General features: G+C 75.6%; 12 protein-coding genes and 1 pseudogene. 9 read left to right on the forward strand and 4 right to left on the reverse strand.

What is annotated here, in order from left to right:
* A pseudogene (locus GXB85_RS17475) lies at nt 1-291 on the reverse strand (hypothetical protein); the annotation flags it as partial.
* Between the two features lie 193 nt (nt 292-484).
* Here GXB85_RS17475 and GXB85_RS17480 point away from each other — a divergent pair.
* On the forward strand, nt 485-1,882 hold the full coding sequence (locus GXB85_RS17480; RefSeq protein WP_161918946.1) for an OFA family MFS transporter: 1,398 nt from the start codon (nt 485-487) through the stop codon (nt 1,880-1,882).
* A 1-nt stretch (nt 1,883) separates the two neighbouring features.
* Nucleotides 1,884-2,060, forward strand: a complete 177-nt coding sequence (locus GXB85_RS17980; protein WP_202628136.1) for a hypothetical protein — start codon at nt 1,884-1,886, stop codon at nt 2,058-2,060.
* Between the two features lie 18 nt (nt 2,061-2,078).
* Here the strand turns inward: GXB85_RS17980 and GXB85_RS17485 are convergent, their stop codons facing one another.
* Complete coding sequence (locus tag GXB85_RS17485; RefSeq protein ID WP_161918947.1) at nt 2,079-4,022, reverse strand: phosphoenolpyruvate carboxykinase (GTP); 1,944 nt, start codon at nt 4,020-4,022, stop codon at nt 2,079-2,081.
* 112 nt (nt 4,023-4,134) lie between these two features.
* Here GXB85_RS17485 and GXB85_RS17490 point away from each other — a divergent pair, with 112 nt between their 5' ends.
* Entirely contained in the window at nt 4,135-5,619 is a 1,485-nt protein-coding gene (locus GXB85_RS17490; RefSeq protein WP_161918948.1) for a helix-turn-helix domain-containing protein, read from the forward strand.
* Nucleotides 5,620-5,640: 21 nt separating this feature from the next.
* On the opposite strand, the gene GXB85_RS17495 is transcribed toward GXB85_RS17490, so the two are convergent.
* On the reverse strand, nt 5,641-7,044 hold the full coding sequence (locus GXB85_RS17495) for an NAD-dependent malic enzyme (RefSeq protein ID WP_161918949.1): 1,404 nt from the start codon (nt 7,042-7,044) through the stop codon (nt 5,641-5,643).
* A 39-nt stretch (nt 7,045-7,083) separates the two neighbouring features.
* Between GXB85_RS17495 and GXB85_RS17500 the strand changes: the two genes are divergently transcribed.
* Entirely contained in the window at nt 7,084-7,932 is an 849-nt protein-coding gene (locus tag GXB85_RS17500) for a Fic family protein (RefSeq protein ID WP_161918950.1), read from the forward strand.
* 271 nt (nt 7,933-8,203) lie between these two features.
* Here GXB85_RS17500 and GXB85_RS17505 read toward each other — a convergent pair whose 3' ends face one another.
* Complete coding sequence (locus GXB85_RS17505; protein ID WP_161918951.1) at nt 8,204-9,007, reverse strand: HAD family phosphatase; 804 nt, start codon at nt 9,005-9,007, stop codon at nt 8,204-8,206.
* Between the two features lie 135 nt (nt 9,008-9,142).
* On the opposite strand from GXB85_RS17505, the gene GXB85_RS17510 reads away from it, so the two are divergent.
* From GXB85_RS17510 to GXB85_RS17530, 5 genes are all read left to right on the forward strand, one after another.
* Nucleotides 9,143-9,925, forward strand: a complete 783-nt coding sequence (locus GXB85_RS17510; protein ID WP_161918952.1) for a hypothetical protein — start codon at nt 9,143-9,145, stop codon at nt 9,923-9,925.
* 83 nt (nt 9,926-10,008) lie between these two features.
* Nucleotides 10,009-11,127 (forward strand): TadA family conjugal transfer-associated ATPase, encoded by a 1,119-nt coding sequence (locus GXB85_RS17515; protein WP_370524321.1) that lies wholly within the window; start codon nt 10,009-10,011, stop codon nt 11,125-11,127.
* A complete protein-coding gene (locus tag GXB85_RS17520; RefSeq protein ID WP_161918954.1) occupies nt 11,124-11,684 on the forward strand; it encodes a type II secretion protein F in 561 nt (186 codons plus the stop codon). The genes GXB85_RS17515 and GXB85_RS17520 overlap by 4 nt, the downstream gene beginning before the upstream one ends.
* 71 nt (nt 11,685-11,755) lie before the next feature.
* Nucleotides 11,756-12,172 (forward strand): type II secretion system F family protein, encoded by a 417-nt coding sequence (locus GXB85_RS17525; protein ID WP_161918955.1) that lies wholly within the window; start codon nt 11,756-11,758, stop codon nt 12,170-12,172.
* A gap of 146 nt (nt 12,173-12,318) precedes the next feature.
* Nucleotides 12,319-12,603, forward strand: coding sequence for a DUF4244 domain-containing protein (locus GXB85_RS17530; RefSeq protein WP_161918956.1), 285 nt, complete (start codon nt 12,319-12,321; stop codon nt 12,601-12,603).
* Nucleotides 12,604-12,803: the final 200 nt, after the last annotated feature.

A 12,803-nucleotide genomic window follows, 5' to 3' on the forward strand; every position in this document is an offset into this window, starting at 1 on the left:
GGCGTGCGTCGGCGCCGGGGCTGCCGAGGGCTGCCCACCGGGGGTGTGCCCGGCGGGCTCCGTCCCGGTGGGGACGGTGCCCGGCGCCGGCGTGCCGGCGGCACCGGTGTGCGGTCCGGCCGGGACCTCGGAGGTCGCGGGGCCTGCGGGGCCGCCGGCGTGCGCGCCGCCCGCACCCGGCGGGGGTGGCGTGGGGCGCGGGGCCGCGTGCTGGCCCATCGCGGCCCTGTCGGCGGCGGTCAGGCCGTCCTCGGGCTCGCCGTTCGGAGGTCGGGACGTGGGGGTGGACATCGATCGGCTCCTGTCGCTCAGCGACTGCTGCGGCGGCCGGCCGGGTCACTCGGCCGCGCTCCTCGCGCCTCAACGTAGCGCCGTGGGACACGGCCCGCGCGGCGGTCCACCGGACCAAGGTCCCCTGGTGGAGGGCCACGGCCCGACGGGACCATGGATGCGGCCGGAGCGGCCATGTCCTGGGAGGGAACACATGAACCTGCTCGACCGCAGTCGGACGATTGCGCCCGCGGGGTACAACCGCTGGTTCGTGCCCCCCGCTGCCCTCGCTGTCCACCTGTCGATCGGCCAGGTCTACGCGTTCAGCGTGATCAAGGATCCCCTGGTGGACAGGTTCTACCCGGAGACGCAGGTGGGCACACCGATCGCGGTGATCTTCTCGCTCGCGATCGTCATGCTCGGCCTCTCCGCGGCCTTCGGTGGCGTCTGGATGGAGCGCAACGGGCCACGCAAGGCGATGGTGCTCTCGGCGACGTTCTGGGTCACGGGGTTCCTCGTGGGTGCGCTCGGCGTGCAGCTCGGGCACCTGTGGCTGGTCTACCTCGGCTACGGCGTGATCGGCGGCATGGGCCTGGGCATCGGGTACATCTCGCCGGTCTCGACCCTCATCAAGTGGTTCCCGGACCGGGCCGGCCTCGCGACGGGGCTCGCGATCATGGGCTTCGGTGGCGGCGCACTCGTCGCCGCACCGCTCACCCAGTGGCTGCTCAACACCTATGGCGGCCCGCCGGCCGAGGCCCTCGTGCCGACCATGCTCACGCTCGCGGCGATCTACGCGGTGCTCATGCTCGCGGGTGCCGCGGTGATCCGCCTCCCCGCGCCGGGCTGGAAGCCCGAGGGCTGGACGCCGGTGGTCAAGAAGGGTGCGATGCAGACCCTCGCCGACGTGCGCGTCCGCAACGCCGTGCGCACGCCGCAGTTCTACCTGCTGTGGGTGGTGCTGTTCGTCAACGTCACCGCGGGCATCGGCATCCTCGAGGACGCCAAGCCCATGATCATGGACTTCTTCCCCGACGACGTGACCGAGGCCGCGGCCATCGGGTTCGTGGGCCTGCTGTCGCTCGCGAACATGAGCGGTCGCTTCGGCTGGTCGAGCCTGTCGGACAAGATCGGCCGCAAGCTCACCTACGTGATGTACCTGGGCGTCGGCGCGGCCCTCTACACCGTGCTCGCCGTCGCAGGCAGCACCGCGACCGCGCTGTTCGTGACGGTCGCCTTCGTGATCGTGAGCTTCTACGGCGGCGGCTTCGCGACAGTGCCTGCCTACCTCAAGGACCTGTTCGGCAAGCTCGAGGTGGGGGCGATCCACGGACGCCTGCTGACGGCGTGGTCGGCTGCGGGTGTCGCGGGCCCCCTGATCGTCAACGCGATGGTCGACGGGCGGCGCGAGGCCGGGATCGAGGGACCCGAGCTCTACCTGCCCTCGATGACGGTGATGGCCGCCCTGCTGGTCGTCGGCTTCGTCGCGAACCTGCTCATCCGCCCGGTGCACGAGCGCCACCACGAGGTCGCCGAGGCGACCGACGAGCTCGACGCACCGGCCCCCGACCGCTCCGGCGACCTCGTCGCCGCCGCTCCCCAGGAGGCCTGACGTGGCCACGACCCCCGCGACCACCCCCACGAAGGTCACCGCGACGCCGTCGTCCGCCGCGAGCATGCCGGGCGCGCCCGTGCGCGTCATGGCCGTCGCCCTGTGGGGCGTGGTCGGCACGCTGCTCGGCTACGGGATCCTGCAGACCGTGCTGAAGGCCGCGGCGCTCTTCGGCTGAGCGCGGCGCCGTCCCGGCTCAGCCCTCACCGAGCCGGGACCGCAGGCCCGCGAGCTCGGCGCGCAGCTCGCGCGGCACGCGGTCGCCCACGTGGTCGAACCACGCGTCGGTCAGCTCGCACTCGCGTGCCCACGCCACGGGGTCGACGTCGTGCAGGGCCGCGAGGTCCTCGGGCGTCACGTCGAGGTCCTCGACCTCGAGCGAGCCGGGGGCGGGCACCAGGCCCACCGGGGTCTCGACGGCCTCGGCCGTGCCCGCGACGCGGCCGGCGACCCACGCGAGCACGCGCGAGTTCTCGCCGAACCCGGGCCACAGGAACCGCCCGTCGGCGTCCTTGCGGAACCAGTTGACGCAGAACACCGCGGGCGCGGCCGCTCCCAGCCGCTCGCCGACCCGCAGCCAGTGCGCCCAGTGGTCACCCACGTGGTAGCCGCAGAACGGCAGCATCGCGAACGGGTCGCGACGCAGGTCGCCCACCGTCCCCTCGGCCGCGGCCGTCTGCTCGGACGAGATCGTCGCGCCCAGGAAGACGCCGTGCGCCCAGTCGCGGGCCTGGGCCACGAGCGGCACGTTCGTCGCGCGGCGGCCGCCCACGAGGATCGCGTCGATCGGCACACCCGCCGGGTCCTCCCACGAGTCCGCGATGCTGGGGCAACGGTCCGCGCGCACCGTGAAACGCGAGTTGGGGTGCGCGGCCGGGCGGTCGCTCGCGGGCGTCCAGTCCCGGCCCTGCCAGTCGACCAGGTGCGCGGGCGGCTCGTCCGTCAGGCCCTCCCACCAGACGTCGCCGTCGTCGGTCAGGGCGACGTTCGTGAAGATCGTGTCCGAGGCCACCATCGCGACCGCCGTCGGGTTGGTGGCCTCTCCGGTGCCTGGCGCGACGCCGAAGAACCCGGCCTCCGGGTTGATCGCGCGCAGGCGCACCCGGCCGTCCTCGTCGGGCACCGGGCGCATCCACGCGATGTCGTCCCCCAGGGTCTCGGCCGTCCAGCCCGGGAGGGTGGGCCGGATCATGGCGAGGTTCGTCTTGCCGCACGCTGACGGGAAGGCGGCCGCGACGTGGAACCGGCGACCCTCGGGCGAGGTGAGCCGCAGCACGAGCATGTGCTCGGCGAGCCAGCCCTCGTCGCGCGCGATCGCCGACGCGATGCGCAGGGCGAAGCACTTCTTCCCGAGCAACGCGTTGCCGCCGTAGCCCGAGCCGTAGGACCAGATCTCGCGGGTCTCGGGGAAGTGCGAGATGTACTTGGTGCTGCTGCACGGCCACGGGACGTCGGGGCGGCGGGCGCCGTCGGCGTCCACGAGCGGCATGCCGACGCTGTGCACGGCCGGGACGAACGCGCCGTCGGTGCCCAGCTGCTCGAGCACCGCGGTGCCCACGCGCGTCATCAGGTGCATGCTCACCACGACGTAGGGCGAGTCGGTGATCTCGACGCCGTACTGCGCGAGCGGTGAGCCCACCGGGCCCATCGAGAACGGCACCACGTACATGGTGCGGCCGCGCATCGCGCCGTCGAACAGGTGCTGGAGCTCGGCCCGCATCGCGCCCGGCGCGCGCCAGTTGTTGGTGGGTCCGGCGTCGGCCTCGTGCTCGGAGCAGATGAACGTGCGGCTCTCGACACGTGCGACGTCGTCGGGGGTCGAGCGTGCGAGGTAGCTGCGGGGCCGCTTGACCGGGTCGAGCGGGAGGAACGTGCCCTGCTCGACGAGCTGTGCGCAGAGCCGCTCGTACTCCGCGGACGAGCCGTCGCACCACACGACGTCGTCGGGCCGGGTGAGCTCGGCGATCGCGCTGACCCAGGAGCGCAGCCGCGCGTGCCCGGTGGGGGCGGTGGTCTGGGCGCGGGGCACCGCGGGGGCGGTGGTCTGGGCGCCGGGAGCGACCTCGGGGGCGGTGGCCTGGGCGCCGAGAGCGATCTCGGTGTGCGGGCCCGACGGCGGGCGGTGGTCGAGTGCGGTCATGGGACGTGGCCTCCTCGGGACGTGGGCTCGTCCCCACCGTGCTCACGCTGCGACGCATCTTCAACGCCGATCAGGCCGCAAGAACCGCTGTTCTTTCGCTACCGTCACATCCATGGCCTCGCGACCGGTGATCGAGCTGCCCCACCCCGAGGGTCCCACCCAGGCGGGCGACGACCTGCTCACGCTCGGGCGCCGCATCCGCCACGTCCGCACCCGGCGTGGGATGACGCTCGAGCAGCTCGGCCAGGCGGCGGGCGCCACGGCGAGCCAGCTCTCGCTGGTCGAGAACGGGCACCGCGAGCCGCGTCTCGGCCTGCTCCAGGCGATCGCGTCCGCGCTCGGCGTCGGGGTGCAGGACCTCCTCGCGCCCGAGCCGCCGTCGCGCAGGGCCGCCCTCGAGATCGAGCTCGAGCGCGCGCAGCGCTCGACCCTCTACCGCGGGCTCGGACTGCCGGCCGTGCGGCCCTCGCGCACGCTGCCCACCGAGGCGCTCGAGGCGCTCGTCGGCCTGCACTCCGAGCTGACCCGGCGGGCCGAGGCCGCGATCGCCACGCCCGAGGAGGCGCGCCGCGCCACCACCGCCCTGCGCAGGTGGATGCGTGAGCGCGACAACCACCTGCCCGAGATCGAGGACGCGGCCGAGGAGGCGCTGCGCACCGGCGGCTACACGTCGGGCGCCCTGACGCACCGCAGCGTCGCGCGCATGGCCGAGCACCTGGGCTTCACGCTCATCCACGTGGACGACCTGCCGCACTCGACGCGCACGGTCACCGACCTCGCGCACGGCCGCATCTACCTGCCGCCCGCGTCGATCCCGGGCGGGCACGGCCTGCGATCGCTCGCGCTCCAGGCGATCGCGCACCGCGTGCTGGGTCACGAGCGTCCCGCCGACTACGCCGACTTCCTGCGCCAGCGCATCGAGATCAACTACTTCGCGGCGGCGTGCCTCATGCCGCGCACGGCTGCCGTCGCGTTCCTCACCGAGGCCAAGCGGGCCAAGGACCTCGCGGTCGAGGACTTCCGCGACGCGTTCGGCGTGACGCACGAGACCGCGGCCCAGCGCATGACCAACCTGCTCACCTCGCACCTGGGCCTGCGGCTGCACTTCATGCGGGTGGGCGACGACGGCACCCTCTACAAGGGATACGAGAACGACGACATGCCGCTGCCCACCGACTCGACCGGCGCGATCGAGGGGCAGCTCGTGTGCCGGCAGTGGCCCGCGCGGCAGGCGTTCACCCGGACGGTCCGGACCACCGAGTACCACCAGTACACCGACACGCCCGCGGGCACGTTCTGGGCGTCGACGCAGACGGGCACGGCCTCGGGCGGGGCGTTCTCGATCAGCGTCGGTGTGCCGTTCGCGTCGGCCAAGTGGTTCCGCGGTCGCGAGACCGCGACGCGCACGCGGTCGACCTGCCCCGACCCCGGCTGCTGCCGCCAGCCCGCGCCGCGGCTGAGCGAGCGCTGGGCCGACCGCGCGTGGCCGAGCGCGGCCGTGCACGCGCAGATCCTCGCGCCGCTGCCGGTCGGTGCGTTCCCGGGGGTCGAGGAGTCCGAGGTGTTCGAGTTCCTCGACCGGCACAGCACCGACTGAGCGGGTTCCGGCGCGCAGCGCTCAGGAGTGCGGTGCGCCGCCCGCGCGCGCGGCCTCCTCGACCGCGGTGGCCACGCGCGTCGTGACCTCGGGGTTGAACACGCTCGGCACGATGTAGGTCGGGTTGAGCTCGTCCTCGCCCACCACCTCGGCGAGCGCGTGGGCCGCCGCGAGCAGCAGCTCGGGTGTCACGCGGTGCGACTGCGCGTCGAGCAGCCCACGGAACACCCCGGGGAACGCGAGCACGTTGTTGATCTGGTTCGCGAAGTCCGAGCGGCCCGTGCCGACGATCGCCGCGTGCTGCGCGGCCTCGTCCGGGTCCACCTCGGGACGCGGGTTCGCCATCGCGAACACGATCGAGTCCGGCGCCATGGTCGCGATGTCGTCCCCGGTGAGGATGTCGGGGGCCGAGAGGCCGATGAAGACGTCGGCGCCCACCAGGGCCTCGCGCAGCGTGCCCGTGACCTGGCGCGGGTTGGTGTGCTCGGCCGTCCAGCGCAGCGAGGTGTCCAGGCCGGGCCGGCCCACGTGCACCACTCCGTCGATGTCGCACACCACGGTGTCGGTCACGCCCGCGGCCATGAGCAGCTTGAGGACCGCCGTGCCGGCCGCGCCCGCCCCGGACATGACCACGCGCACCTGGTCGATGCGCTTGCCGACGACCTTGAGCGCGTTCGTGAGCGCCGCGAGGGCCACGATCGCCGTGCCGTGCTGGTCGTCGTGGAACACCGGGATGTCGAGGCGCTCGCGCAGGCGCCGTTCGACCTCGAAGCACCGCGGCGCCGAGATGTCCTCGAGGTTGATGCCCGCGAACACGGGTGCGATCGCGCACACGGCGTCGACGATCCCGTCCACGTCGGTCGTGTCGAGCGCGATGGGGAACGCGTCGATGTCGGCGAAGCGCTTGAACAGCGCGGCCTTGCCCTCCATGACGGGCAGCGCCGCGAGCGGTCCGATGTTCCCCAGGCCGAGGACGGCGGTGCCGTCGGTCACCACCGCGATCGTGTTGCGCTTGATCGTGAGGTTGCGTGCGTCCGCGGGCCGCGCCGCGATCGCCTCGCACACGCGCGCGACGCCGGGGGTGTAGATCATCGACAGGTCGTCACGCGTGCGGATCGGCACCTTCGACTCGATCGAGAGCTTCCCGCCGAGGTGCATGAGGAAGGTCCGGTCGCTCACGCGGTCCACCTCGACGCCCTCGAGCCCGCGCAGTCCCGCGACGATCTGCGCGGCGTGCTCCTCACCGCGCGTCGCGCACGTGACGTCGACGCCGATCTGCTCGTGCCCCGAGGCCGTCACGTCGAGCGCGGTGACGATGCCACCGGCGTGCTCGATGGTCGTGGTCAGCTCGCTCACCGCCGTGGGGCGGGCCTGGACCTTGAGGCGGACGGTGATCGAGGACGAGACACTCGGCGCTGAGCTCATGGCGCCCATTGTGCAGCCCGGCGTCCCTAGGTTGGGCACGTGCACCCGCTCGCCGCGCTCGCCGCCCTGCCCGGCGTCGCCGAGGCCGTCGAGGAGGCGCGCGAGGCGTGCACCCGGCTGCGCTGGCACCGCGCGCTGCGCCGGCAGTGGGCGGTCGTGCGTGCCGAGGCGGACGTCCGGGCCGCGTGGGCAGGCCTCGCGGCCGACGGCGTGCGCGTCCCGCTCGACCTGGTGCGCGACGTCGCGAGGGGGGCTGCCGAGCCGCCGTCGGGCCCGGCAGGCGGCGCGGTGCTCGGTGCCCTGCGCGTCCAGGCCGAGGTCTCGCGTCTCATGGCGGCGCCCGGTGCGGCCGGCCCCGCAGGCCCCGCGGTGCCCGTGGCCCAGCTGCTCGCTCGCCTGCACGCGGTGCTCGGCACCGGTGGACCCGGACGTCCGCGCGAGGCGGCGGCGCCCCAGGACCTCACGGGCCTCGGCCCGGCCCCCGCAGGTGCCGAGCTCGCGCACCGTCTGCGGGGCGTGGCCGAGCTGGCCGCCCAGCCGCTGCCGCCCGGTGTGCCCGCCCTGGTCCGGGCCGCCGTCGTGCACGGCGAGCTGCTGGTGCTGCGGCCGTTCGACGCCGGCAACGGCGCCGTGGCCCGGGCCGTGCTGCGCCACCTGCTCACGCGCGACGGCGTCGAGCCCGTGGGGGTCGTGGTCCCGGAGCTCGCGTGGACGGCGCAGCCGATGCTGCACCTGTCGCGGGCCGCGGGTCTCGCGACCGGGCGGCCCGAGCCGGTCGCGGCCTGGCTGGTGCACTGCGCCGCGGCGGTCACGGCGGGGGCGCGGGATGCGACCGAGGTCGCGGACGCGGTGCTCGCGGGGCGCGGGCTGGTCAGCGGGACGCGCTGACACGCACGAGGACGGCGCCCCCGCAGGGACGCCGTCGTCGCCAGCACGGGTAGCGAGGTATCAGGCGCTGCACAATCTGCCGTGACGGGGAACGCCCCGTTCATGCAGGTCCGCTCGTGGACTGGTCGCGCGTGGGTTCTCGCTGCCCGCTGTGCTGTTGTGCTTCCTTTGTACGCCTGTCGGCGCCCAGACGGAAGGGACGGGCGACCCTTGTCCGAGTTCGCCCGATCCTGCGTCCGGCTCGTGGGACGTGCATCCCACGAGCCGGTCCTCAGGCGGGGCCGCGACGCCGACGCACGAGCAGCACGGCCAGCGCCGCGGCGAGCACGAGGGCCGCGAGCACGGGCAGGCCGTGCCGGGGCTCGGGCAGGCGGGACCGGAGCGTCACGGGCCGCTCGAAGCGCAGCACGTCCCAGCCGCGCTCGGCTGCGAGCCGCCGCAGCGTGCGGTCGGGGTTGACCACGGCCGCACTGCCGACCGCCTCGAGCATCGGCACGTCCGTGATCGAGTCCGAGTAGGCGTGGCTCGCGGCGAGGTCGTACCCCTCGCGCTCGGCGAGCTCAGCGATCGCCGTGGCCTTGTGCGGGCCGTAGGCGTAGAAGTCGATGTTGCCGGTGTAGCGCCCGTCGGCCACCTCCATGCGCGAGGCGATCACGTGGTCGGCGCCGAGCAGCGCGGCGATCGGCTCGACCACCTCGGCACCCGAGGCCGAGACGATCACCACGTCGTGGCCGGCCGCGTGGTGCTCCTCGATGAGGGCGAGGGCCTCGGCGAACACGGTCGGCTCGATGTGCAGGTGCAGCGTCTCCGCGACGATCTGCGAGACCTGGGCGACGTCCCAGCCGGCGACCATCGCGGACAGGTGGGCCCGCAGGCGCTCGGTCTGGTCCTCGTCCGCGCCGCCCACCAGGAACAGGAACTGGGCGTAGGCGGTGCGCACCACGTCGCGCCGGGTGATGAGGCCGCCCGCGTAGAAGGGCCGCGAGAAGGCGGTGGCCGACGACGTCGCGATGATCGTCTTGTCGAGGTCGAAGAACGCCGCCGCGCGCGGCGGACTCGCGTCGGGCGTCTGCATGAACCCCTCCTCGGCTCGGCCCGAGCGTAGCGACGACGCGGACCCGGGTGTCCACGGACCCGGTTGCGCGCGTCGTGTCCCCAGGCGGGCGGGACCCCCGACGGCGACGTCGCGGCAGGCGCCCAGCCTGTGGAGGTGCGAACGGCAGGGGCAGGACGACGGCGTGACGGATCCGGTCCGGCCCGCGTCGGGGTGGCGACGGGCGGGCTGGTCCGGGTGGTGGGTGCGCGGGGCGGCGCGGGCGCGACGACGTTCGCGGCGCTGGTCGCGCGCAGCGTCGCGGCCACCCGCCCGGTGGTGCTCGTCGACGTGGGTCTGCTCGGCGGCGGCACCGAGGTGGTGCTCGGCATCGAGGACGCCCCTGGCGCGCGGTGGGCCGATCTCGCGGCCGTGCAGGGCGAGCTCGATCCGGCCGACCTCGACGGGGTGCTGCCGCACTGGGGCGACGTCCACGTGCTGGGGCCGGACCGCCGCGGCGCCCCGGACGCGCTCGACGCCCTCGCGGCAGTGCTCGACGCGCTGCGCCGTGCGGGCCGCACGGTGGTGATGGACGTCCCGGCCGCGGCGCTCGCGGATCCGCGCGTACGGACCGCGTGCACGTGGCCGCGGAGCCGGACGCGGGACGTGCTCGTCACGACGCAGGACCTCCCCGGCGTCGCGGCGGGCCTCGCGGTCGCGCCGCTCGTGGCCCCGGACGCCGCGCTCGTGCTGCGGGCACGGCGTAGCTCACGGGTCGCCCCGGCCGAGGCCGCGCACGTGCTCGGCCTCGGCTGCCTTGGTGTGCTGGCCGATGAGCGGGGCCTTGCCGGCGCGATCGAGCGGGGCCTGGGTCCCGTCGTGCGTCGACGTGGCCAGCTCGCCCGCGCCGCGCAGCGCGTCGCGGGTCTCCTCGACGTCGCGCCACGGCGGTCGGCGTGAGCGAGCGGAGCGGCCCCCGGGCGGTGCAGGTGCGGCCCGCGCGTCCGGGACGGCGACCTCCGTCACCGGCGATGGTTGCGGCGGTGCGTCGCGAGGTCGCCGAGCTGGGCGACGACGCGCGCCTGGACGACGTGGTCGTGCGGGTCGCCGGCGTGCTCGGCAGCAACGATCGCGCGCACCTGGTCCGAGCCGTCCGCGACGAGCTCTCGGGGGCCGGCCCGCTGCAACCGCTGCTCGACTCCGAGGGCGTGACCGACGTGCTGGTGAACCGCCCCGACGAGGTGTGGTTCGACCGCGGCCACGGGCTCGAGCGGGCAGCGGTGGACCTGGGCGATGCGCGCGCCGTCCGAGCGCTCGCCGTGCGACTCGCGGCCGTCGCGGGTCGCCGGCTCGACGACGCGAGCCCCATGGTGGACGCGAGCCTCCCGGACGGGACCCGGCTGCACGCCGTCCTGCCGCCCGTCGCCGACGGCGGCGCCGTGCTCAGCCTGCGCGTGCTCCGGCGGCGCCGGTGGACGGTCCCCGAGCTGCTGGCCTCGGGCGGCCTCACGCCCACGTTCGCGGGGACCCTCCACGCGCTCGTGCGGGCCCGCGCCAACCTCCTCGTCTCCGGCGGCACGGGGACCGGCAAGACGACCCTCCTGGGCACCCTGCTCGGCCTCGTGCCGCACGACCACCGCCTCGTGTGCATCGAGGAGGCGCCCGAGCTCGACCCGGACCACCCGCACGTGGTCCGGCTCGTCGCCCGGCCGGCCAACGTCGAGGGTGCCGGCGAGGTGAGCCTGAGCGACCTCGTGCGCACCGCACTGCGCATGCGCCCGGACCGGCTCGTCCTCGGCGAGTGCCGCGGGGCCGAGGTGCGCGACGTGCTCTCGGCGCTCAACACGGGCCACGAGGGCGGCTGCGCGACGATCCACGCCAACACCGTCGAGGACGTGCCCGCGAGGCTCGAGGCCCTCGGGGCGCTCGCGGGCCTGGACCGGGCCGCGCTCGCGGCCCAGGCGGTCAGCGCCGTCCACGCCGTCGTGCACCTGCGTCGCGACGGCGGCCTGCGCTACGTGAGCCAAGTGGGTGAGGTCGTGCGCGAGCCCGGCGGTCTCGCGGTCCGACCGGTGCTCGAGCGTCGCGCGTCCGGGGCGGTCGCGACGTCGCCCGGCTGGCCCGCGTTCGCGCGTCGCTGGGGCGTCGAGGTCACGCCGTGAGGCGCGGCCCCGTGCGCCTGGTCCCCGACGGGCTGCGGCGCGAGGTGCGCCCCGGGCCGTCCGCGGGTGCGCTGCACGGCGTGGTCGAGGCCGCGGCCGCCCTGCGCAGCGGGGCGACACCCGAGGCCGCGTGGGCGTCCCAGCACGTGCGCTGCGACGACGGTGCACCGCGCACCGCAGACCTCGTCGCCCGCCTCGGTGTCACCGCGGCCCAGGCTGCGGCGATCGCGGCGGCCGCGGCGTGCGCGCGCGAGCTCGGTGCCCCTCCGGCGGAGGTCCTCGTGCGCGTGGCCGAGGCGCTCGAGGCCGACGAGCGGGCGGCCGTGGCACGCCGGACGGCGCTCGCGGGCCCGCGTGCCACGGCGCGACTGCTGCTCTGGCTGCCCGTGCTCGGGCTCGTCCTCGGCGCGGCGCTCGGTGCCCGGCCGTGGGAGGTCCTCCTCGACGGCGGCACGGGGACGGTGCTCGGCGGGGCGGGCGCGCTCCTCGCACTCGCGGGTCGACGGTGGTCGCAGCGGCTCGTGGACCGTGCGACCCGTGCGGGCGGCGGACCGTGAGCCGGGTGGCGCGCCTCGGGGTACGCGCGACGGGGCGTCCGGCACCCTCAGGGTCGGCCGTCGAGGTCGCGGTGCCCACCGTCCTCGATCTGCTCGACGCCGCGTGCACCTCTGGTGCCGCCGCACCGCGGGCGCTCGAGGTCGTGGGTGCCGGGATCGGGGGCAGGAGGGGGCTCGGCCTCGTGCGCGTCGCGGCGAGGCTGCGGCTCGGCGCGTCCTGGGACGAGGCGTGGGAGGGTGCCGACGGCGCCCTGCGCCCCGTCCGCGTCGCGCTGCGCGGCTCGTGGGAGCAGGGGACCCCTCCGGCGGGCGCCCTGCGCTCCGCGGCGGGCACCGCGCGCGTCGAGGCCCAGGCCGAGGCGCTCGAGGCTGCGGGCCGCCTCGGGGTGCGCCTCGTGCTCCCGCTGGGCCTGTGCTTCCTCCCGGCCTTCGTCCTGGTCGGGCTCGTCCCGGTGCTGCTCGGCATGGCGGGGGCGTCGCTCGGGTGAGTGCGCTCGCCCACAGCCCGGCGCGCCGGGGCGGCGTCCACCGGGCCGACGGTCCTCTCCCGCGCGCCGTGGTGCGGGCGACGACCGTGGCGGAGCGGCACCGCGCCGTCCGTCGGCCGGTCCGGCGGTGATCGAAGGAGGAACGCATGGGACGAGGACGAGGACCTGGGCCGCACGGGTCGGCCCCGACGGTGGCACGGGTACGGCCCCCGGGCCGCGGGCCCGGGCCCGCTGCCGCACGCCCACGGGGTGCCGGCCGTCGGCTGCGGCGCGCGCTCGCGGTGGGGCGCGACGCGGGCATGGCCACGGCCGAGTACGCGATCGCGACGGTCGCGGCTGCAGGTTTCGCGGGGCTGCTCATCGCGATCCTGCGCAGCGACGAGGTGCGCGGGCTGCTGCTCGGCATCGTGCGCGGGGCGCTGGCCACGTGAGGCGGTGGCGGGGGCGGGCGCCGCGACCGGGCAGGAGCGTGCGGGGGGGGCCCCGCCCGGGACCCCCCGTCTGGGTTCTCCGCGCGGCGGGTCTTCTGGTCCCCCTTCTGTCGCTTCCCCCCCCCCCCCCCCCCCCCCTCCCCCCCCCGCGCCGGGGCACGGGCGCGGGGGGGGGGGGCCCCCGCGCCCTCCCCGTCCCC

This window comes from Cellulomonas sp. APG4 (genome assembly GCF_009996735.1).
Lineage (GTDB): Bacteria > Actinomycetota > Actinomycetes > Actinomycetales > Cellulomonadaceae > Actinotalea.